The following is a 24,482-nucleotide window of genomic DNA, read 5'->3' on the forward strand; positions in this document are numbered from 1 at the left end:
GGGCAAAGTGCCCTGAGTTAAGTATACATTTAGCTATATAATCTGTAATGCTAAATTATGTTTATTGATGTACTGTTTGCACCTTATTGGCGAACAGTAAGCTCAATTTCCCAAGCTTCATCACTATCGCTTGCGATAGCTTCAACTCTAAGCGTACCGACTTCAGTGACTGTGACTGAAAGTGACACTGGAACAACATCACCACTGTTACGTGAACTTGTTTCAAGTGATACTTCGATATCAGGTAACTGGTCAAGTTCATCTGGTTGCCAGAAATCAAGGTGTGTACCAACCACATCGTCGCGGCGAACCGTTGAACCAAAGAACTTAAATTTAACCGGTTGACCAACAACTAAACCAAACTGATGCGTTGTTACATCTACATTTGAACCTTCTTCAAGGCCAAATGGTGCGATACATACCGCTTCAAGTGGTGCTTCAAATCCAGGGATTGCAGGCATTGAGCTTTCAACACCCACATAGTATGCACTTGCTAAACCGCCCTTAATACGAACGCCTTTACCTTGTTTCGCATAGCCGTGGTAACACGCGCCATTTGCAACAGCAAGGTCAAGATCAATACCCGTTAATAGCACTGCTTCTTCTTCAACATCAGCAGACACTAACCAGCTATTGATAATCCCCATCAGCTTATCGCTAATCGCATTTGACTTAAATACGCCACCGTTAAATAGCACGGCAGTTGGCTTAATGAAGTCACCTGCGTCAGTTTCTAATGCGTCGTGTTGTTTATTTAAGAAGTGAGCAATGTGTTTCGTGATTGCTGCATCTTGTGCATATGGTAAACCGATTTGAGTCAGAGCAGTACGTGTACTCTGTTGTGGCATTTCTGTCACAGCAGTTTCAGGGAAGAAACCATCGAGAATAGTTTGTTGTACTTCTTCACGTGTTAATTCAGTTTGCATCGTACCAGCAATGAGCTTAGAGCCACGGCTTGGGATAACGATTGGCATTGAATCAATGTCGTTATCTGATAACAACTGTTCTTTCGCATCACGACATGCATGTGTGATAGCTTGAATCTGCCAAGGCTGTAATTGTTTGCCTTCTTGCATCAATTTCATTTTAAGACGGTAAGCAAGGGCTAAATCCATGTTATCACCGCCAAGTAGGATATGCTCACCTACTGCAACACGGGATAATGTTAAATTGCCTTCCGATTCTTCAACTGAAATTAATGATAAATCGGTTGTACCGCCACCGATATCGACAACTAGGATCGTATCGCCAACTTCAACCTGCTCACGCCAGTCGTCACCACATGCTTCTAACCAGCTGTATACAGCTGCTTGTGGTTCTTCCAGTAGATTTAAATGTTTAAGGTTTAAATCTTGTGCCGCTTGCGCTGTTAAGTTACGCGCCGCTGGATCAAATGATGCAGGAATTGTGATCGTAACATCTTGCTCTGAGATAGGTGCATCTGGGTGAGCATCATTCCAAGCTGCTGCTAAGTGATTTAGATATTGGCTTGTTGCAGTAACAGGTGAGATCTTTTCAATTTCATCAGGGCTTGAGAAAGGTAAGATCGCATCGTGTGGACTTACTGTTGCGTGACTTAACCAGCTTTTTGCACTTGATACTAAACGTATCGGTGTTTTTAAACCAAGTTGACGTGCTACATCACCCACAAGTTCAGTGTTTTCACCGTCCCAAGGTAATGGTGTTTGATCTTGGCTGATTTCGTCTTCATGTGCTTGATACACAAATGAAGGTAACTGGTATTTTTCAGTCACAGAACCCGGTGCAGATAATTGTGGAATTGCAAACAGCTGTTTTGCTACTTGGTCAGATTCATCTGTTAGGTCTATGTATGATAATACACAGTGTGTTGTCCCTAAATCGATACCGATACTGTATGTTGCGTTTACTTCACTCATAGTTCAACCTCTGCCGCAGCAACGATATTAGCGTTGTGGCCTTGTGCCAGTTTAGGTAGATTCACGTTGCTAATCTTCCAGCCTTGGTGGACTAAAATACCACGGTATGGTGCTGAACCAAGTACGTTACCAACTAGTTTAATTTCTGATGGATTAAAACCTTCAGTGATCGTTACTTGGCTTTCTTCTTCTTCACTGCGAATTGGTGTGAATGTGAAGTATTCATTGATTACTTTTTTGCTGCCCGTATGAATAATTCGTGCTGCTGCGCCAATTTGTTCATCTGTTGCACTTGTTAAGTCTTCTTGAATGAAGTCAACAAAACGTGCTTCATTTTGTAATAGTGATAAAAGCTGACATGCGGCAGCTGGACTTGCTTCTTGTAGGGGTGCTTTGATTTCAACAATCTTTTCAACTTCAACGATTCTTTCAACGTCTACGTGTTTGATTACCTCTACCTCAACAATTTTTTCAACTTCCACTTCTACTTTTTTCTCAACAATCTTTTCTACTTCAACTGTTTTTTTACCACCTCGAAGTAACGTTATTAATAGCAAGATTAACGTTATCGCGAATAAGGTGACATGCGCAGCATCTGGGCCGGCTGGTAATTCAGAGATATTTGTAAGGTCGAAATTCATATATTTTACTCAAGTTTGTATAAATCAATATTAACGACGATTTTATCATAGTTATTAATCTAGCGGAGCATAATGTGATTTTTTAGCTTATTTAGCCTGTAGTTAGGGACAAATAATATGTAGTTAGGAACAAAGAATAGCCATTTTAGCTGGAATAATTAGAAACATATTTTTAAGATTAGTGATTTATTAAAAATAAATAAAAAAAAGCCCAATACAAATCCTTGTAGTGAGCTTAGGGAAACTGTCATTCTTGTAATATTAAATATAGTAAATAATTTACGTATATCAAACTGGCATTAAAATAGTGTGTGATACATCATAAAATGAGCTGTGACATTACTCATTAAATAGGTTGTTATCACGAACAAGATCACGTGGATAGTTGTTCTTCAAACGCTGATTCACTCGTTTACCAAGACCCAGTACACTACCTTCTAGCAGCACAACAAGTTCACCTTGTAATTCATCGAGGTTATCGATTTCGATATCTGAGAAACTGATATCACGACCCATGATGTATTGCTTTGCTTGTTCGATATCCAGTGATACGGCATTTTTGTCACATTGATGGCCGAATGTACGCGCCCATTCATGTTGTGCGCGGAAGCCTTTTTTAAACTTCTCGGCAATCTTAATACCGATACGGTCAAATTTAAACTTGCCGATGAACGCTGGGAATTCTTTCGGGAATAACCAGATTTCACTATCTCGGTGATAGAAGACGCCACTTTCAAATTCAAAGCTGAATGTCTCGCGGAAGTAATCACGGATCGCGTCGTTCTCAATGCGGCTTACTGGGCTGAATGGGAATATTAAACGCTTTTTCTTTTTAATTGGGCGTAATTTCAGAGACTCTTTCTTTGTGAACTTAGCAACGAAGAAACCTTCACTGTCATAAATCTGTGGCCATACGTGTAAAAAGCCTTCCGATGTTAAGCAATCATTCGCTGTAGGGAATAAATCGTTTAGTGGGATAACTTCTGCATTATCTGGGTACAAGTCCATTAGATGCTGGCATACCGCTTGGTTTTCTGTTTCGTTTAACGTACAGGTTGAATAAATTAATGTGCCGCCTGGTTTTAACGCTTTAAACGCACTTTCAATTAATTCTTTCTGTATATCGGCAATTTCATTGATACTGTCGATAGACCAATTAAGCATGGCTTTGTCGTCTTTACGGATCGCGCCTTCGCCTGAACATGGTGCATCAAGTAATACTGCGTCAAATAGCTCAGGTAACCATGTACCAAATACATTGGCATCATAATGACTCAGTGCAATATTTTTAATACCACAGCGTTGGATATTGGCACTTAACACTTTCAAACGACTTGAAGATAATTCGTTAGCAACGATGAAGTTATTGTTGTTACATAATGCTGCAATTTGGCTCGTTTTAGAACCCGGTGCGGATGCACAATCAAGAATTGTATCGTATTGAGCTGTTGTACCTGATACTTGTTCTTTGAATAATGCTGTAACAGGCAGCATTGAACTTGCTTCTTGAATATAGAAAAGACCTGCGATATGTTCCCAGCTATTACCTAGCTTAGTGTCAGTGTTTTCTTGTTGTAACCAAAAGCCTTCTTCACACCATGGGATAGGTGTTAGATTCCATTGTTTTGTCTTTGCTAATTCGGTGAATTCCGCAACAGAAATTTTAAGTGTGTTAACACGAACGCTGGTTTTTAAGGGCGTTTTACAAGACGTAATAAAATCATCCATAGAAAGGTGTTCAGGGATGATACTACTCATTAGAGTAAGGTAATCTTCAGGCAATTTAATATTAGAATGCACTTTGCAGGCTCAATTAAGAAAGAAGTGTCTATTTTACCATATACCCCAACTACTTCAAGTTTGGGATACTTGAGGTAGTGGGGTATCGCATTATTTTATTTAGCGGGGTTGTGAATTTTGCTGTTCCATTTTAACCAATCAGGATCCACTTCTTGTGCTAATTTGAATTGTGAGAATGGTGCAGCCAATTTACTGTTTTTATCTGGGGTTGGCGTTGCAAAGGCAATACCGCCCGCTAAGATCGTTTTTAACGACTCAGCTTTTAAGGTAGCACCAGTAAGACCAATATCTACATTAAAGCCTGATACGGCCCAGAATTGGCTATCGTTATGAACCAGATGTCTATATTCAGGTTGGATATTAAGTGTGATTAATACCTTGTCCCCTGACTCTGCGAGTTCTGAGTGAGTGATTGAACCGACTTCTATCTGGCGGTAATAAACAGATGTACCCGCTGTTAATCCCATTAGTCGAGCACTAGACAGCGTAACAGACAAGCCAACTTCTTCAGCAGCAATGTCAGGGGCTGCATTGAGTACATTAAAGCGTTTCACTTTATTGCCTTCACCCTTGGTGACATTGATATATGCTCCAGAGAGTATTGTATCCGCATTTTTGATACCGTCTAAACCGACTTCTATACGTTCTAACCAGTATTGACTGCCCTGACGCGTAAAGTAATTTGCATAGTCGGTATCTAATTTAGCAGTGGCTTCAATAAACCCTTGGTCGACTTTTAATTTGATGTCACTGACTTCACCCACTTTTATACCTTTATGCTTTAGCTCTGTGCCGATATTAATATCTGAGCCAGAATCAAACGTTAAGGTAATTGCAGGTCGATTATCCGTTGCAGCTTCAAAACTACGGAAAAGCTTGTAATGACTGCGTTTTGATTTTGCTAAACTGACTTTATTGGCATTAACTGGTTTGATGTTATCAAAGTTAATGCCACCAGCAGCAATAGTAAGCAGTGACTCTGTTTGTACTTGTAGATTGCTGAGGCTACCAGAGATCTCGATACCTGATACATCCCAAAATACGCTATTTTTGTTAATAAGGTGTGCGTATTGACTCAGAATGTCTAGTGTAATAATGACATGCTCATTATCTGGCGCTAAGCGGAACTCTGCAACCGAGCCTACCACTAACTTACGGTAGTATACTGGCGCACCGTTAGAGATAACGTGATTCGGTTTACTGACGAGAGTAATAGACTTGTTTGCTTTAAAGGCATTGTTACCTAATTTAGCCAGTGCTAAAGAAGGGTAAAGTCGATATTGTTGATTTTTAGTTTTCGCTTTAAACGCAGGGTTGTTAACAAGCTCGATACCACCACTGACTAACGCTGCGATAGGCGCTGACTTTATATTGACCCCCGAAATGCCTGCATTTACAGATACGCCGCTGATATTGATAAAGCGTGATGATGCAGTCAATAAGTGTGCATAGTCTTGATAAAGATTAACATTTAAATCGATTAAATTTGTTTTCGTGTTAAATACTACGTGGCTAATATGACCAATCGGATAATTCTTGTAGTAGATCTTATTACCAACGGCAAGGCCATTAGCATCATTAGCTGAGATGGAAATTTGCTTACTCGGTATGAGATCGTCAACGTTCGATACTAAATCAAACGTTGTTTTTAACTCTCCTTGCCCTGGGGTAAAAAGAATATAATTACCAGTAACAAGATTCGCCACATTTTTACTTTCAGAAAGCGATAGTCGTGCTTTTTCAACCCAGAACTGGGCTCCATCACGCAAGAGCTCTTCAATTTCTGGGTCTACATCAGCGATAGCTGTCGCGGACTGTTCTGAACCAGGCGTTGTTGGCAATATTGATGGGATGATGACTTGCTTTATTTCACCGACTTTTTGTCCATCTAAATAGATATTGTTGCCAGCCTTGATATCGTTACTGTTGCTCAATTTAAATTCAACTTGTAACGCACGTTCTGCATCACTGATACTACTATATAGTGTATACAGTTGCTCATCTGATGCGGTTTTACCCTCTGCTGGAGAGTCAAATGCGATAGCACCACTAATAATGGCGGTTAAACTTTCAGTCTCAACCTTGATACCATCAAAACCAAACTCGGCATTGATGCCACTTGCATTCCAGAAGCGTGAGGTATCTTTGACGAGATAGCCATATTGTTTCTTGATTACGGCTTCGATCATTATTTGATCTGTCACTTTGTCGAGTGTGAAATTATGTACTTGGCCAACAGGGATCTTCTTATAAAACACTTCAGAACCAGGTCGTACAGATGCCAGCTTATCTGCGGTTAAATGGACAATGAGTCCTTCATCTGGTGGATTGTTCGGGGCATTTTGAACTGCGGTGAATTCGACACTGAACTCTCCGTTACCAGGCAATAAATCAATGTAGTTACCAGTGACAAGCGCATCTAAACCTGAAATACCGGCAATTGAGGCTTTAGGTGCAACTAACCAAAACTGTGTATTACTACGCAGTACTTGTTCTGCTTTGTTATCTATTTCAGCTGTAATGTATACACCTTTTAGATCATCATCTAAGGCGATGTTTTTCACTTTACCGATAATTAAACCTTGGTATTTGACCAGTGTTTTACCTGCGACAATACCATTTGCGTTGGAGAAGTGTACGCGAATCTCAATGCCTGATTGGGCAATGCTTTGATACATTAAGTAGATCCCAAGAACTATCGCCACAATGGGTAGCAACCAGATAGGGGACATTACATTCGGTTTGTGTAATACCGGTTTTGGCGCATTACAGTTTTCCGGCATCTCTGGCTCGTTATTTTCTTTCATTTTTATGGTTTAAATCCCAAATTAAACGTGTGTCAAAACTTTCAGCGGCTAAGATTGTCAAGACGACAACTAATCCAAAGCAAGTTGCTCCATATCCGGGATCAACAGAGAGTAAATTTCCTCGGTTAATCACCGCGACCATAATTGATATAACAAACAAATCCATGATGGACCATTTCCCGATCCAATGAATGGCATTAAATAGTAATAGTTTTCGTTTTGCTGAAATGAATATTTTATTTTGAACTGACAATAAAATAAGCATTAGACCGATGATTTTAAACAAGGGCACTAAAATTGAGGCGACAAAAATAATGATCGCAATACCAAGGTTATCACTTTGGGCTAATGCTATCGTGCCCGACATGATGGTATCTGGTGTTTCTTGTCCCGTACTTGTGAGTGTACTTATCGGTAAAAAGTTCGCTGGAATCATCATTATTGCAGCGCTGATCAAGTACGCCCATGTTTTTTGAATACTGCGGGGAATTCGAAAGTGGACGCGGGTAAAGCAACGAGGGCAGCGTTGACGTTTAACATCCTGTTTTACACTAATGAGTAAATTACATTCGTGGCATTTCGCAATTTGATTATCTTTCGCGTTTTGCATTTTTTTCCATCTTTTGCCAGAAAAGTTCTAGGTTTAGCCCATACATGATAAGGCTCGAAATAAACATGAGTGACACAAAACTCAGTAAACCGAGTTGAAACTCGATATCAGCGATATCGGATAGTTTAAATACCGCAATTAAAAAGCTAACGAGGTAAACTTCGAGCATGCTCCATTCGGTAAAAAAATTAACCAGTTTGAGCAATAATATTAACTGTGGTGTATTTCGTTTGGTTAGTAGTAATAAACAAACTTGTGCAAGACAAGAAAGAAATAGAAAAGGCGCTATAAAGCTGCAAAATATAACCAGTAAACCAACAAAATAAAATTTCTTCTGAAATAGAACCCATGCACCTTGAATAAGTGTTGCAGAATCTTCAACGCCTAGCATGGTAATTGTAAACATGGGAAACACATTTGCGATCACAACAAGAATAAGTCCAGTGATTGAAAGTGCTAAAATGGTGCTAATAGAAAATAGTGTATTCGTATATAACAGAGAGTTACAGCGAGGGCAGTGCGCATGCTTATTTTTTGCTATAGCGATATGATCTACAATCAGATCACATTTATTACAGACACTAATATTCGACATTTATACCCGCCAACAGCTAATTTCATTATGCTATTTCTTGAAATGACTTCTTATATAGAAATCTAGCACATTTATATTGCGTTATTAATAGCATTATTTTATTGCAAATATCAACAGTATCACAAGTTTATCATCATTGGTTTCTGTCAAAGCAGGACTTATTTAGTATGTAGTATCTATAATAAGCATATTTTATGTATTGTTTACGTTATTGCTCTAATTTGAAGTTGCGCCATTGTTGCCCCAAAATGTGTTAGAGCTTTAATTCACTCACAGTATGTACATATCAATTTTCCATACATTTGTTTATGGATTCTATTAAATAAATGCTTAGTAATTTCAATAGACCTAGATTGGCTTTATTTGTAAGCACTCTAGATATTAACTTGTTGATTTATATGTGATCCATCTGTGTTTTCGTTGTTTGTACGGACCTGTATAAATAACGGCATTCTGTATATCGAAATAAGAAATAAGAAATAATAAATAATACTAATCAATGATAAATATTGTGTAAATCATTGTTATTGAATAACAATTTAATAACCACCCCTTTAACGCTAGTGATTTTCTAGGTATTATACGGAATTCCGTAAAATACCTTGTTAATTGTTAAGGGAAGCCTGCTGTACTTGAAGCATGCAATATATTCATTACAAATCAGTTTGTAGGAGTTAATAATGAAGTTGAGAATTGGCGATCATCTGTTGGTTTCAAGAAAAGTTTATACTCATCACGGTATTTATGTTGGTAATAATCAAGTTATTCATTACAGTGGCCTTGCTGATGGCTTGCAATCTGGTCCAGTTTTAAAAACTTCGCTTACAGATTTTACTGGTGGTGAAGTTCTCCACAAAAGAGAATATCAAAATCCTAGCTATAGCCGATCACAGATTGTGAATCGAGCTGAAAGTCGCTTAGGTGAGCTGTTATATAATGTACATTCAAATAACTGCGAGCATTTCTGTTGTTGGACTGTAACCGGAAAACACACGGAAGTAGTTGAGACTATCGTGGGGGCTTTATCGCCAATGGGAGAGATTATTAGCAATGTAGCCACCACAGTTAAAGCCGTAAATACTGGTGATACCGAAATCATCAAAAGTTCAACAAAAAAAATGGCGCTAACTACCGCTGAAAAAACCGCTCTTGCTGCAACGACAATTGTAGGTAGTGCAACAGCTCCAATTGTAGCTCCAATCGCTGGCGTTGGTTACATGGCAATAAAGCTCTATCGTAAACTAAAAAACTAACAAGTCATTTAAAGGGACGCAAAAAGCTGGTTTTGCTTCTCCGTCGCTAAGTTTAGCCAGCAATTTTTCGCTGCTTAATTAGGCGCTAGGTTACATTTGGATTAGGAGTTAGTGGATGATTGGAAATGGTATCGTGACGTCAGCTTATGCTGTCAATGTAACAGCTTCAAAATTATCTATTTCGGCTGATATAACTCCCGAGCATTTGAGGTACTTTTGTTTATATTGGGATGAAATCGCACTTATAGACGCCTTTCCAATACGCTGTGAGTTAGATAAAGAGAAAGAGTTACTAAATAAAGCTGGTATTTTGTCTTTGAAAACGGCAAATAATCCGGATTGGGAGCCAGATTTAGGCTATGTTAAGTGGACTGGAGGTGGACTATACTGCGATCCGACACAACAATCCACGATGGATCCATTTGGCCAGCAACTGGTAAAGTATCTCCAAAATGATCACTTTTTACTAGCAAGTGAGAAAATGGGAGAGCTAATTAAAAAAGATCCAACAAAGTGGACCATTCATCAAAATGGTAGTGAGTTAATTTTACCTAAAGAGCACGAAGTAGAGCAATTAACTGCAAAAATGGAGCTGAAAAATTGCTTACCTGTACCAAGAGCTGATATTCCTTTAGAAACCATTTTAGACTTTAAATGTAAACGTTCTGATGAGTTGCTTGCTCTTGATGATACCCTGACAGAGTTGTACCTCAAAATTACAAACTCTAATGACTCAAATACTGCGAGTAACTATTATGTTAAGAAATTAAATAATGCTATTTCAGACCTTAATATTGTTAGTAATGAAAAATTTGGCTTTTGTAACTTTGCCAATTTCAGTGTATCTCGAGAGCTGAGTACCGCTTCAGTTGTTGGAGGTTTTACTTTTAGTCATTTTTTTGAAGATCCCATGTTTAAGCTAGGGGCTTTTATTTTTGGCGGAGCTGCTTCAAGCATTAAGGTTACTGCAACTAAAACGAAAGAGCATAAAGATGCCATAGGAGCAAGCCAGCTATCATACTTGTCTTCTATTACTAAATGCGGGATAACACCTAGCTAACAAGTCGTTAAACGCGTACACGTGAACAGCTGTCATTGGAAACTCTAGGGAGCAGCAGATGGATCGGAGAAGGCGAATTGAGTGGTTACGAGTTCAAAAGAAAGGATTTTTTAGACATTACTTAGGTCATGGTCTAGGTTTTTGCATTCCATTTATATTTGGAGGTGCTTTTGTTAGGAATGAGTTTTATTTAGACTTGTCTCCATTTATTTCGTACAGAGTCTATTTAATCACCTTACTTGGAGCTATGTTTTTTGCTGGTTGTGACTGGTACTTTAAAAGCCGAGAGTATAAAAAATACAAAGAAAAAATGGCACTTAAAAATGACTCATAACAAACCGTTTAAAATGACTAGGCACGCTTAGCACTTTTACTTGGTCTAGTTGCGTGATTACGGCGTTCAGTTTAAGTTAGAGGGATAAGTCATTGATAGTGATGAAAACGTCCTATCTTTGTCGTTGAACGTTACTTCATAACAAGGCGTTAATCTCATTTACCAATACTTTCTGTAATGCGAGTTATACCATTTAAAGTTTCAATTCTAAGCCATTTCTGTCCACGAATGAGTTAGATTAACCGCTCTACTGCAATCTATTCATATTTATTATCCATATATTTTCTCGTGTGGGGAATAGGAGTGATTTGTAATATCACAACAACACACGCGATGTTACTCTTGTAGTGACTTGTATCCCATATTAAAAAAGCATTTACCAACCTCTGCAATCCACATTAAACATGCCCTTCTTACCACCTGAAATTTCTGAATAACAAGTTTTTCACATTTTCAGTGGTAACTTAGCTTCAGTTCTAACTGTTGTAGGTTGAAATAAGACTATGAATATAAATTTAATGCTAACTTTTGGCATTGTGCTCGTCACTTTGCTTGTTCCTATTAGCGCGTTGCAAGTAGGGGCCGCAACACTTGAATGGTCTAAGTTCTGGCAGATACGTACTTATCTAGTGAATTACAGCGGTATCGTATCTATGATTTTGATGTCGATGTGTATCACTCTTTCTGTTAAGCACTGGCCATTAGAACGTTGGCTTGGTGGGCTAGACAAGCAGTACCGATTACACAAGTATCTTGGTATTTCGGCAGTATTCTCGGTTCTGTTTCATTGGATGTCATTTTTGAGCGATGATTTTGCAATGGATCTTGGGTATGTTGCAGCTAAGGATGAAACCTATCCGTTTTGGAAACTCATAGACTCTTTGGGTGATCCCGCTCAGCTCATCGGAGAATTCGGTTTTTATTTTTCCGCTGCTTTCGTTCTGATTGCTTGGATTAAAAAGTTCAAACATAACGTGTTTCAGTTAACACATAAGGTACTTCCTTACCTTTACCTGTTGTTGGTATTGCACATGATTATGTTCTTTGACGCTAGCTTATGGCTGAGCTTTCCCGGCGCAATACTTTTTATCGTGAGTGGACTAGCGACGGTTGGTTGTTTAATCACTATATTTAACTTGAATGGCACAAAAAAACGCTATAAAGCTCAAGTTAAAGATATTAAACCAATAAACAATGGTATTGAGGTGACGCTTAAGATTGACGCTCCTGAGTTTGTTTATCAATCTGGTCAGTTTGCTTTTGTGGGGTTCGATGACAAAGAACGGCCACACCCATTTAGTTTGGCGTCTCCCTATCACAATGATGGTAATGTACGCCTGATGATTAAAGCCAATGGTGATTATACTAATTCGCTCATGAATACCCTAGCTGTTGGCCAAATGGCTCAGATTGAAGGCCCTTATGGTTGTTTTAATTTTCAAGACGATGCTCATCAACATATCTGGTTTGCTGCGGGCATAGGTATCGCGCCATTCTTAACTGCGATAGAGATGGTAGGAAAGGCGAAGGTTGTAAACTTGTTCTACAGCTATCGAGAGGAAGACAAAACACTTTTGGCTGAGTTACAGCAAAGAGCCAAACAGGTAGGTATTTCTTTGCATTTGAGGAATACCAGCGTTGAGGATCGATTCAGCAGTGAAGAGGTTATCAGCTACGTTGAAAAAATAACACATTGCAGCGTATGGTTCTGTGGTCCCTCCGAGCTTGGCAAAACACTTGAAAGAGATTTCATCAAAGCAAACCTCCCAGCAAGATCATTTCATAGAGAGCTGTTTGAATTTAGATAAGAATGACGTTTCATTTATCTTTAAGTTCAAGTCTGCTAGGTCTGTTCTGACTCAGATTGCAATGAGATGGAAATAGTAGTGTCGTGGTACAGTGAATTTAGCCTCAATTAAATGGCGTTATTACTTATAACCACGGCATGATGCATCAAAACCCAGATATGCTGTTAATTAAACTATAATCAAGCCAAGCTGTGGATTTCGTAAACTGCTGGTGGCGTACATGCCTAAAAGATATTTTCTTTAATCACATATGTTTGCTGTATATGGAGTACTGGTTAAATCATACGATTTTGATGTTTCTTCTGTTCCCATTATAGCTCGCAATCATCATTATGACGGTGTCTGATTCAGGCGTGAAGGTTATTGAACGAATAATTATTCTCTCTTAATGGGGTGCTGTACTCTTGTTGGCAACGGTATAGACGCAGAACGAGTCTAATTTAGATTAAATAATTATCAATCACTTGAATAAATACGTAATACTAAATACACTGTCATAATATACAGTGTATTTAGGGGATTGGTTCATGGCCGTAATAGTAAAGTATGTAGTTGAACGAAATGGTGTGGAAAAAATGACGTCGACAAGTAAAAAAGAAGCAGATGCATATGACAAGATGTTAGATGTAGCAGATGGTCTAACAGATTTTATCAGCACATCATCACTTGAGATCGATGATCGTCTTACCGAAGAATTAGCATTATACCTAGCGCAAAACAGCGCATCATTACAGCTAATCTTAAAAGGCGGTAAATTAAAAGCGTCTGAAGAGAGCGAAGAAAAGACACCAAAAGCTAAAAAAGCCTCAAAAAGCGCGGCAGAAAAAGAAGCGGCTTAATCTTTCATACGCTTAATTATTGTTTGCGAAAGCATAAAAAATCACCAGAATAGTTATTTTTTAACACCTTTTCGGGTTAAGTTAGCGGATTAAAGATAGCATTTAATTGCAATCGCTCTATAATAGCGATAAATTTTATACATGCGATATAACATAATTACCATTACGTTATATCAGAACAATTAGAAGTAATTTAAGGTCATTCATGGAAAACATTGAAAAGCTAAAAAATAGCAAAGAAGTTATCGCTTACCTGGTAGAAATATTCCCAAAATGTTTCACGGCAAAGGGCGAAGCTAAACCGCTAAAAATTGGCATTTTTCAAGATCTGGCTGAGCGTCTAAAAGAAGACTCTAAAGTTAGTAAAACATTATTACGTACGGCACTTCGTCAGTATACTGCAAGCTGGCGTTATCTTCACGGCGCTAAAAAAGATGCTGTACGAGTAGACTTAGATGGCAACGACGCAGGTGTTTTAGATGCAGAGCACATTGAGCATGCACAAAAAACACTTGAAGAAAGCAAAACTAAATTCTTCGCTGAACGTAATAAGAAAAATGCAGAACAGAAGGCTAAAACTGAAAAGCAAAAACCTGCTGTTAAAAGAGCTCCTAAAAAAGTAGCTAAAAAATCTGCTCCTAAAGCAGACAATAAACCTACAATTAAAGTTGAACGCCCAGTAAATGAAGCGGAACTTAAATCAGGTCAATCTGTCAAAGTTGTAATTGGCAAAGCACCGGTACAAGCAACTATCGTTGAAGTATCTAAAGATGGTGTTCAAGTTCAACTACTTTCTGGACTTTCTCTAAAAGTAAAAAAAGAGCACCTTTTTGTATAAAGCAATAAGAGTGTTTTGAATTTTTAATAGTTGAGTGCTGGCTAAATATATGAATTTTAGCCAATACTTGACTATTATTAATTTAGCGTTACTTATTCTCAAAAGGATTTTTAATGAAAAAAGTTTTAAAAAGAACTTTTATCAGTGCCTCGGTACTATTGGCTACACATGCCTACGCATTCGACCCAGCCATTTCAATTCAAGAACTCCCAACACTAAAGCAAGAAGCTCAGCATTCTGAAGCAAGTAAACGTCTCGTTAATCTATTTACACGCTCTCACTATAAATCCCTTGATTTTGATGACACCTTTGCTGTTGAAGTTTTTGATCGTTATTTAAAACAACTCGATGCTTACCGCACTATATTTTTGCAAAGCGACATAGATAGCTTTAATAAATATGCACTGTCATTTAAAAAGGATTTTCGTCAAGGACGCTTAGCCCCAGCTTACGATATTTATTCTGTTGGCTTACAACGTCGTTATGAGCGTTTTGCATATGCATTAACGCTACTTGATACCGAAATCAAGTTTGATAGCGATGACGAATATTATTTCGACACATCTGAATTAGATTGGGCGAAATCAACTGAAGAGTTGAATGAACTTTGGCGTCAAAAAGTTAAATATGAAGCACTTAACTTAAAGCTGACTGGTAAAGATTGGCCAGAGATTCAAAAATTACTGCATAAACGCTACGATACTGCAATTAAGCGCTTAAAACAGACGCAAAGTGAAGATGTATTCCAAACATTGATGAACTCTTATGCGCGCAGTATTGAACCGCACACGTCTTATTTATCACCGCGTAATGCTGACCGTTTTAAAACAGAAATGAACCTGTCTTTAGAAGGTATCGGTGCAGTATTACAAACAATAGATGACTATACTGTTATTCGTTCTCTCGTTGCTGGTGGCCCAGCTGATACAACGAAAGAACTTAAAGCAGAAGATAAAATTGTTGGTGTTGCACAAGATGATAAAACGATTGTTGATATTGTTGGTTGGCGTCTTGATGACGTAGTCGACAAAATTAAAGGCCCGAAAGGGACTAAAGTTCGTCTTGAAATTGTCCGTGGTGAAGGAGCGAGTGCTAAACACAAAATCGTTGAAATCATTCGTGACAAAGTTCGCTTAGAAGACCGCGCTGCAAAATCGAAAATTATCGATGTTGAAGGCGAGAAAGTGGGTGTTATTGAAATACCAAGTTTCTACGACGGCTTAACTAAAAATGTATTAACCGAGCTAACGAAGCTAAAAGAAGACAACGTTAGCTCTATCATTATTGATCTACGCGATAATGGTGGTGGTGCATTAAAAGAAGCAAACTTACTTTCTGGTTTGTTCTTTGATTCTGGTCCAACGGTACAAGTACGAGATGCGAGAAACAAAGTCAATGTACTTGAAGATCGTGATGGTAAAACATATTACGATGGTCCACTTGTTGTACTTGTTAACCGATACAGTGCATCAGCATCTGAGATTTTTGCCGCTGCATTGCAAGATTATGGCCGCGCATTAGTCGTTGGTGAGCAAACATTTGGTAAAGGTACAGTGCAACAGCACAGAACCTTAGCTCGTTTGTATGATCTTTATGACAAGCCAATTGGTAGTGTTCAATATACTATTTCTAAGTTCTACCGCATTAATGGTGGTAGTACGCAGTTACGTGGTGTATTACCTGATATCACTTTCCCATCTGCAGTTAATCCTGAAGATACGGGTGAATCAATTGAAGATAATGCGTTAGCTTGGGATCAAATCCGTAAAGCAAGTTATGAGCAATCGTTAGCACTACAATCAAAAGTAGCTGCATTAACAGAAAGCCATAACAAACGTGTTGCAGTTAATCCTGAGTTTAGTTATATCCAAGAGGATATTATTAAATATAAACAGGAACTTGATAGTAAAACAATTTCTTTAAAAGAGTCTGTGCGTATTAAAGAACGTGAAGAAAACGAATCTACTCGTTTGAAACGTTTAAATGAGCGCTTAGAAAGAAAAGAATTGCCGACGGTCGAATCATTCGATGATAAACCTGAAGACTTCGAGTTTGATGATGCATTCCTATTAGAAACCGCTAATATTGCGATCGACCTAACTAAATCAAAATAAACCACTTCTCTTTTTACTATAAGTGCAGCAAAATGCTGCACTTTCTCCTTTATTCTACGTCTCTATCCGCCGATAGATTAGGACTTTAAATGACAGTTCAGCCGAATGCCAAGCATTTAAAAGATTACACTGCGCCAAATTATTTCATCGACAGTATCGATCTTGATTTTGATCTTCACGACACAAAAACAAAAGTAGTTTCTATTAACAAGGTACGCCGTAGTGGTAATCATAATGACCCACTGATTCTTGATGGTGTTGACCTTACTTTATTATCAGTTGCTATTGATGGCCACAATATTGATAACTATTTAGTTAAAGATAACCAACTGATTATTTCAGATTTACCACCAGAATGTGTATTGATCATTGAAACAGAAGTAAACCCGCAAGCAAACACAAGTTTGGAAGGATTGTATAAATCTGCTGATGCATTTTGTACACAGTGTGAGTCTGAAGGTTTCAGAAAAATCACCTATTATTTAGACCGCCCAGATGTACTTGCTGTATTCAGTACTAAGATCACGGCAGATAAAGCTGCATTCCCTTATTTATTATCGAATGGTAATAGCGTTGATAGTGGTGACTTAGATAATGGTCGTCATTGGGTTCAATGGCGTGACCCTTATCCAAAACCAGCGTATTTATTTGCGTTAGTTGCGGGTGATTTTGATGTATTAAGAGATAACTACATCACCACATCAGGTCGTGATGTAAAGTTAGAGCTATTTGTAGATAAAGGTAATTTAAACCGTGGTCACCATGCTGTTGAATCGTTAAAAAATTCAATGAAGTGGGATGAAGACCGCTTTGGTTTAGAGTATGACCTTGATGTATATATGATTGTAGCTGTTGATTTCTTTAACATGGGCGCAATGGAAAATAAGGGACTTAACGTATTCAACTCTAAATATGTGTTAGCGGATGCAGCAAGTGCAACAGACGTTGATTATTTAGGTATTGAAGCCGTTATTGGTCATGAATATTTCCATAACTGGACAGGTAACCGTATTACTTGTCGAGATTGGTTCCAATTAAGTTTAAAAGAAGGTTTAACGGTTTTCCGTGACCAAGAATTTAGTTCAGATCTGGGTTCTCGTGCCGTTAACCGTATTCAAAACGTGAAAGTATTGCGTTCAGCGCAGTTCCCTGAAGATGCAGGTCCAATGGCGCATCCAATTCGCCCAGCTTCTGTGATTGAAATGAATAATTTCTATACAGCGACTGTTTATAACAAGGGCGCTGAAGTTATTCGCATGATTCACACGCTACTTGGTGAGCAGAATTTCCGTGCGGGTATGGATCTATACTTCGAGCGTCATGATGGCCAAGCGGTAACGTGTGATGATTTTGTTGCATCAATGCAAGATGCATCAGGTGTTGATCTGACTTTATTTAAAAATTGGTATTCGCAATCTGGAACACCACAAGTAACTGTAACTGATAATTATGATGCTAAAAGCAATACATACACATTATCAATGCAGCAACATACGCCGATCACTGCGGATCAAAAAGTAAAACAAATATTACACATTCCTGTTGATATTGAATTACTTGACGAGCAGGGTAATAAAATTGAATTAACCAGCGAAGGTAAGCCTGTTCATCATGTATTAAACCTGACTGAAAAGCAGCAGGATTTTGTATTTGAAAATGTAACATCGGCACCAACACCAAGCCTATTCAGAGAGTTTTCTGCACCTGTTAAGCTTAACTATGCTTATACAAATGAACAGCTTACGATGTTAATGGTTCATGCAAGTAATGACTTTGCTCGTTGGGATGCATCACAATTATTGATTAACAAGCATGTTGTTGAAAATGTAGCGCGAGTTCATGATAAGCAGCCACTTGAATTACCGACTGTTTTTGGACAAGCGTTTGCTGATTTAGTGAAGAACGTTGAACTTGATCCTGCTTTAAAAGCTGAAATGCTTCAGTTCCCATCAACGAATAGCCTTATGGGATTATTCGATGAAGTCGATGTTGATGCGTTACTGACTGTATCTGCCTTTATTAAATCAGAAATGGCGACGAGTGTAGCGGAAACATGTACAGCAATTTATGCTGCAATGCCTAAGCGCGCTTACGAAGTTGAACATACGCATATTGCCCAGCGTTCACTGAAAAACGTTTGTCTTGAGTATATTTCTCTTGCAGGGATCGCAGATGTTAATGCATTGGTGCTAGCACAGTTTGAACAGTCAGATAACATGACCGATACAATGGGTGCAATAAGTGCAGCAAATAAAGCACAATTGCCTTGTTTACAAACAATGTTATCAACCTTTGAAACGAACTGGGCGCATGATGGCTTAGTGATGGACAAGTGGTTTGTACAAATTGGTGTTAGCCCGAGTGAAGACTGCCTGTCGGTTGTGAAAGACACATTAAACCATGGTAGTTTTTCTTTAGCGAATCCAAATCGTACACGTTCATTAATCGGTAGTTTTTCTGCGTTAAACACAAAAGCATTTCATGCGATAGACGGCAGTGGTTATGTTTTCTTAACTGATATTTTATGTCAACTGAATAGCAGTAACCCGCAAGTAGCTTCTCGATTAATTACACCGCTTATTGAGTTTAAGAAATTTGATTCAGTACGTCAGGAATTAATGAAAGAACAACTGATCCGTTTAAGTAAAATTGATGGCCTGGCTGCCGATTTGTTTGAAAAAATAGATCGTGCTCTAGCTTAGTCTAATCTTTAAGCAACGTATTAACATTTAGTTAAACGTTTGTTTTATAAAAAGTGGGTATTTTGACCAATTTCGGTGTCATATACCCACTATAAGTTATATGTTGATTTTTTATTCTTAAAAAGCTGCATTTATCTTTCTATCTTGTTGCCTCTGTAGCATTTTTATTACAATTATTAATGTTAGAATGCCCGCTTGAATTACCCTCATAAGTTACTTTTTTAGCTAGACTTAATAAAAACAAGATTTAAAGGATTGCTAGTATGTTGAATAAAACGCCTATTCCTGTGTTATTGGAAAACGTGATCAGCCTTGTAAAGACAAAAGTAGATGTAAAAAATAATACATTGGTTGAGCAGTTTGTCACTGCGTTATATGCTGGAATGAGGCAAGAAGATCTTTCTACGCGTAGCGATAGTGATCTGTATTGTGCTGCAATTAGTTTATGGAATCGATTAAACAGCAGTAACAATAGCGGCCCTGATATTTGTGTTTATAACCCTGAAATTAGTTCAAATGGTTGGCAGTCAACACATACGATTGTAGAAATCATCGTACCTGACTCACCATTTTTGACTGAATCTGTAATGATGGCGTTATCTCGACTTGGCGTAATCTCGCATTTGATGTTACATCAGCCAATTGCATTAAAACGAGATGTAGAAGGCCGTGTAAATAAAATTTTAACGAATCCTAAAAATGCAAAAAATTTCACTTCTGAAACTGTATTTTTAATTGAAATCGATCGTCAGTCAGAAAGCAGCAAATTAGATGCGATTAGTGCAGAGTTGAATTCTGTATTAAATGAAGTTGCTTTAGCTGTTGGTGATTGGTCTCCGATGCAAGATAAATTAACGTCTGTTATTGAACTGTTATCTTCGCGACCGAAACAAAAAGGTATCGATTATTCAGATACGCTTAAATTCTTAAAATGGTTATGCGACCATAATTTCACTTTACTGGGCTATCGTCACTACGATATTGAAGCAATCAAAGGCGATTACGTGATTACGCCTGATTGCGATTCAAGCCTGGGTATCATGAAGAACTCAGTCAACAATCAAGGCTACCGTTTAGCTAATTTGTCTACAGATGCAAGACGTGAAGTATTATCACAAAACACGCTGATCTTAACGAAGAGTGATGCAAAGTCTCGTGTACATAGACCCGCTAATATTGATTATATCGGCATTAAACTATTTGATGAAAATAATAATGTGATTGGTGAAGAGCGATTTATTGGTTTATATGCATCATCGATATACAACAGTAGTGCAATCGACATTCCACTGATTAGCGACAAAATTAAACGAGTACTTGTTGCATCGGGTTATAACCCTGCAAACCACTCGTATAAAGCGTTACTTAATATTCTAGAAACGTACCCACGTGATGAAATTATTCAATCTAGCGAAGCTGATATTTTACACTGTGCGTTAGGTGTTCTGCATATGCAGGATCGTGATCAAGTTAAACTTTTTGTACGTAAAGACTTATTCGGTCGTTATTACTCTTGCATGGTATACGTGACGAAAGAGCGCTACAACACGCGTTTACGTCAAAAAACACAGCAAGTATTAGCGGACTATTTAGGTAGCGACAAAGAAGTTGAGTTTAATACGTATTTCTCTGAAGGTAATATGGCTAGAACACATTATCTTGTGCATGTTGATCAAAATGATAAAGAAATGACAGTGAATATTTCAGACATTGAACAAAACCTAAGTGAAGCGGCGAAGTCTTGGGATGATAAGTTTAAAACTGCGATTGTAAGCCATTACGGTGAAGAAAAAGGGCGTTACTTATCTGAGCAGTATGGTCATGCTTTCCCGCAATCATACAAAGAGCATGTACTACCAAACTCTGCTGTTGCTGACATCATTAAATTAGAAACGTTATCAGCTGAACATAAGCTTGAAATGATCTTCTATCGTGCACAAGAAGAAGAGCATGATTCTAATCACGTACGTTTAAAATTATTCCATAAAGATCATCCAATTCACTTATCAGATGTACTACCTATGTTAGAAAACATGGGCCTGAAAGTATTGGGTGAAACACCATTTAAAGTAAAAACAGCTGACGGTACTGTATATTGGGTACTTGATTTTACCATGCTTTATACGGGTGATAATGTACTTGATACTACGGAACGTAGTGCTGATTTCATGTCTACCTTCCATCAGGTATGGGAAAATCGTTTAGAAAATGATGGTTTTAACAAACTTGTATTAAAGACTAACCTTTCTGGACGCCAGATTTCAGTATTACGTGCTTATGCTAAATACATGCGTCAGATTGGTAACAACTTTAGCCAAGTGTATATTGAAAATACACTGGCGTCGTTACCTGAGTTAGCAAATAGTTTATATTGCTATTTCCATCAGAAATTCGCGATGGACCAAGGCGAAATCGATAGCTTAGACATCATTGCAAACTTTGAAAGCAAACTTGAACAAGTTAACAACTTAGATGATGACCGGATTATTCGTCGCTTTATTGACTTGATTACCGCGACATCGCGTACTAACTTCTATCAAATCGATCAGAAGTCTAAAAAAGCAAATCAGAATAAGGTTTACGTCTCATTCAAATTTGAATCAGCTTTAATACCTGATATGCCATTACCATTACCTAAATTTGAGGTGTTTGTTTATTCACCACAGGTTGAAGGTGTACATCTACGTGGCGGTAAAGTAGCGCGTGGTGGTCTTCGTTGGTCTGACCGTCGTGAAGATTTCCGTACTGAAGTTCTTGGTCTTGTTAAAGCACAGCAAGTTAAAAACACTGTGATTGTACCTGTTGGTGCAAAAGGTGGTTTTGTTTGTAAACAAGTGCAACCAAGCCACAGCCGTGATGAAGTATTTAATATTGGTAAAGAGTGTTACCGTACATTTATTCGTGGTCTGCTTGATATTACAGATAACATTGTTGACGGTGAACTTGTTCACCCACAAAACGTTCGTTTCTACGATGAAGATGATTCATATTTAGTTGTTGCAGCCGATAAAGGTACAGCTACATTCTCTGATATCGCGAACGAAATCAGTGATGAATATAACTTCTGGTTAGGTGATGCATTTGCATCAGGTGGCTCAGTGGGTTATGACCATAAGAAAATGGGTATTACTGCTAAAGGCGCTTGGGAATCTGTTAAGCGTCATTTCCGTGAAATGGGTATTAACTGCCAAGAAGAAGAGTTTACGTGTATCGCAGTTGGCGACATGGCGGGTGACGTATTTGGTAACGGTATGTTGTTATCAAAAAGTACCAAGCTAATCGCTGCATTCAACCACATGCATATCTTTATTGATCCAAACCCAGATTGTGCAACAAGTTATGCAGAACGTGATCGTTTATTCAACCTACCGCGTTCTAGCTGGACGGATTATGATCGTTCTATCATGTCTAAAGGCAGTGGTATTTTCTTACGCTCGGCAAAAGCGATTACGCTAACACCTGAGATTAAGAAGATGCTTGGTACAACAGTATCATTGATGACACCAACGGATTTGATTAAAGCGATCCTAACGTCACAAGCTGATTTACTTTGGAATGGCGGTATCGGTACTTACGTTAAAGCAGTATCAGAAACTAATAATGATGTAGGTGATCGTGCGAATGATCATGTACGTATTAACGGTAATGAGCTTAATGTTAAGATCGTAGGCGAGGGGGGTAACTTAGGTTGTACACAACTAGGCCGTATCGAATACGCTAAAAAAGGTGGTCGTATTAATAGTGACTTCATTGATAATGTGGGCGGCGTAGATTGCTCAGATAATGAAGTAAATATTAAGATCTTACTTAACAGCATCGTAAGTAATGGTGATTTAACGCGTAAACAACGTAATGAATTACTTTATTCGATGACAGATGAAGTGTCGGAAATCGTATTGAATAATGCTTACCAGCAAACATTATCAGTATCTGTTACAAAAACGCGTGCAGCTGAGCAATTGAAAGAACATATTCGCTTTATTCAATCGTTAGAGCGCAGTGGTAAGTTGAACCGTCAACTTGAGTTTTTACCAAGTGAAGATGAATTAGCAGAGCGTCTAGCGAAGAACGAAGGTTTATCACGTCCTGAACTTGCTGTGCTGCTTGCTTATGCAAAAATGCAATTGAAAGAGCAGTTAAACTGTCCTGAAGTATATGAAGATGAATTTTTATCTAAATTACTTATCACTGCATTCCCGCAGTTGTTACAAGATAAATATAAAGATCAGATGCAGCAGCATCCGTTAAGAAATGAAATCATTGCAACACAACTTGCAAACGATATTATTAACGACATGGGATTAAACTTTGTTGGTCGCATGGAAGATGAAACAGGCGCGAGTGTCGTTGAAATAGCTAAGTGCTTTGTTATCAGTAAACATGTTATTGGGATGGAAAATTTACGTAATGTTGTAACTGGGTTAGATAACGAACTCGATTCTGAAACACAGTTAGATATGTTATTTGAAAGCCGTCGTTATATTCGCCGTGCAACATGTTGGTTGGTTCGTTACCGTGACCGTAACATGAGCATCGCGGAAACTATTGCCTTCTACAAACCTATCTATGAAGGAATGAAAGAAGATACTGAGCAAGTACTTGGTGATGCTGAAAAAGAAAAACAAAACGGCCGTATCCAAGGTCTGGTTGATAAATCAGTACCAGCAGATATTGCAAATGAGATTGTGCATCAAAATACACTATTCTCTGCTTTCGATATTGCAGATGTATGTAAACAGCATCAGGTTCCACTGTCGCTAGTACAGCATATCTTCTTCTCGTTAGGTAACAAACTACAGTTACACGACTTCATGCATCAAATTAACTTGCAACCGGTTGCTAACCATTGGCAAGCATTAGCAAGAGCTGCTTTCCGTGAAGAGCTTGCTCTGCAACAACGTAGCTTAACATCAGTGGTGTTATCTACTTGTTCATCAACGGGTAAATGCGATATAATCATTGACGAATGGTTATCTGATCATGATGCGCTTGTTGTTCGTTGGCTGCAAATGTTGGCTGATTTTAATATGAGTTCTTCGCATGAATTTGCTAAATTCTCAGTTGCGTTACGTGAATTGAATTTACTTCATTTAAGCTGCCGTAATGCGAGCTAATGGATAAATTGGTGTTTGCGTATACACTCAATTAAAATGATTTAATTATGAAGCACTGTTGATACAGTG

At 38.2% G+C, this 24,482-nt stretch carries 15 protein-coding genes; 9 read left to right on the top strand and 6 right to left on the bottom strand.

Going from position 1 to position 24,482, the window contains the following annotated elements; all coding sequences use genetic code 11:
- Positions 1-83: 83 nt before the first annotated feature.
- The 6 genes from HWV00_RS09725 to HWV00_RS09750 form a co-directional block, all read right to left on the bottom strand.
- A complete protein-coding gene (locus tag HWV00_RS09725; RefSeq protein WP_211685997.1) occupies positions 84-1,898 on the bottom strand; it encodes an Hsp70 family protein in 1,815 nt (604 codons plus the stop codon).
- On the bottom strand, positions 1,895-2,539 hold the full coding sequence (locus tag HWV00_RS09730; RefSeq protein WP_211685999.1) for a DUF2760 domain-containing protein: 645 nt from the start codon (positions 2,537-2,539) through the stop codon (positions 1,895-1,897). Before HWV00_RS09730 ends, HWV00_RS09725 begins: the two co-directional genes overlap by 4 nt.
- A 339-nt stretch (positions 2,540-2,878) precedes the next feature.
- Positions 2,879-4,339 (bottom strand): 16S rRNA (cytosine(1407)-C(5))-methyltransferase RsmF, encoded by a 1,461-nt coding sequence (gene rsmF, locus HWV00_RS09735; RefSeq protein ID WP_211686000.1) that lies wholly within the window; start codon positions 4,337-4,339, stop codon positions 2,879-2,881.
- 95 nt (positions 4,340-4,434) lie between these two features.
- Positions 4,435-7,146 carry an MlaD family protein gene (locus HWV00_RS09740; RefSeq protein ID WP_211686003.1) on the bottom strand — a complete coding sequence of 904 codons (2,712 nt, stop codon included), beginning with the start codon at positions 7,144-7,146 and terminating at the stop codon, positions 4,435-4,437.
- Positions 7,133-7,756: a paraquat-inducible protein A gene (locus tag HWV00_RS09745; protein WP_211686005.1), complete on the bottom strand. Its 624-nt coding sequence runs from the start codon at positions 7,754-7,756 to the stop codon at positions 7,133-7,135. Before HWV00_RS09745 ends, HWV00_RS09740 begins: the two co-directional genes overlap by 14 nt.
- A complete protein-coding gene (locus tag HWV00_RS09750; protein ID WP_211686007.1) occupies positions 7,737-8,351 on the bottom strand; it encodes a paraquat-inducible protein A in 615 nt (204 codons plus the stop codon). Before HWV00_RS09750 ends, HWV00_RS09745 begins: the two co-directional genes overlap by 20 nt.
- 680 nt (positions 8,352-9,031) lie before the next feature.
- On the opposite strand from HWV00_RS09750, the gene HWV00_RS09755 reads away from it, so the two are divergent.
- The 9 genes from HWV00_RS09755 to HWV00_RS09795 all read left to right on the top strand — a co-directional run bounded on the left by HWV00_RS09755 (position 9,032) and on the right by HWV00_RS09795 (position 24,413).
- Complete coding sequence (locus tag HWV00_RS09755) at positions 9,032-9,604, top strand: lecithin retinol acyltransferase family protein (protein ID WP_211686008.1); 573 nt, start codon at positions 9,032-9,034, stop codon at positions 9,602-9,604.
- Positions 9,605-9,719: 115 nt separating this feature from the next.
- On the top strand, positions 9,720-10,664 hold the full coding sequence (locus HWV00_RS09760) for a DUF6236 family protein (protein WP_211686010.1): 945 nt from the start codon (positions 9,720-9,722) through the stop codon (positions 10,662-10,664).
- A gap of 58 nt (positions 10,665-10,722) precedes the next feature.
- Complete coding sequence (locus HWV00_RS09765; protein WP_211686012.1) at positions 10,723-10,998, top strand: hypothetical protein; 276 nt, start codon at positions 10,723-10,725, stop codon at positions 10,996-10,998.
- 503 nt (positions 10,999-11,501) lie between these two features.
- Positions 11,502-12,806 carry a ferric reductase-like transmembrane domain-containing protein gene (locus HWV00_RS09770; RefSeq protein ID WP_211686014.1) on the top strand — a complete coding sequence of 435 codons (1,305 nt, stop codon included), beginning with the start codon at positions 11,502-11,504 and terminating at the stop codon, positions 12,804-12,806.
- Positions 12,807-13,333: 527 nt separating this feature from the next.
- On the top strand, positions 13,334-13,645 hold the full coding sequence (locus tag HWV00_RS09775) for a YebG family protein (protein WP_211686016.1): 312 nt from the start codon (positions 13,334-13,336) through the stop codon (positions 13,643-13,645).
- 205 nt (positions 13,646-13,850) lie between these two features.
- Positions 13,851-14,483 (top strand): RNA chaperone ProQ, encoded by a 633-nt coding sequence (gene proQ, locus HWV00_RS09780; RefSeq protein WP_211686018.1) that lies wholly within the window; start codon positions 13,851-13,853, stop codon positions 14,481-14,483.
- Between the two features lie 113 nt (positions 14,484-14,596).
- Positions 14,597-16,597, top strand: a complete 2,001-nt coding sequence (prc, locus tag HWV00_RS09785; protein ID WP_211686020.1) for a carboxy terminal-processing peptidase — start codon at positions 14,597-14,599, stop codon at positions 16,595-16,597.
- 89 nt (positions 16,598-16,686) lie between these two features.
- Positions 16,687-19,299, top strand: coding sequence for an aminopeptidase N (gene pepN / locus HWV00_RS09790; RefSeq protein WP_211686023.1), 2,613 nt, complete (start codon positions 16,687-16,689; stop codon positions 19,297-19,299).
- A 263-nt stretch (positions 19,300-19,562) separates the two neighbouring features.
- Positions 19,563-24,413, top strand: coding sequence for an NAD-glutamate dehydrogenase (locus HWV00_RS09795; protein WP_211686025.1), 4,851 nt, complete (start codon positions 19,563-19,565; stop codon positions 24,411-24,413).
- Positions 24,414-24,482 lie beyond the last annotated feature (69 nt).

This window comes from Moritella sp. 24 (assembly GCF_018219155.1).
Classification (GTDB): domain Bacteria; phylum Pseudomonadota; class Gammaproteobacteria; order Enterobacterales; family Moritellaceae; genus Moritella.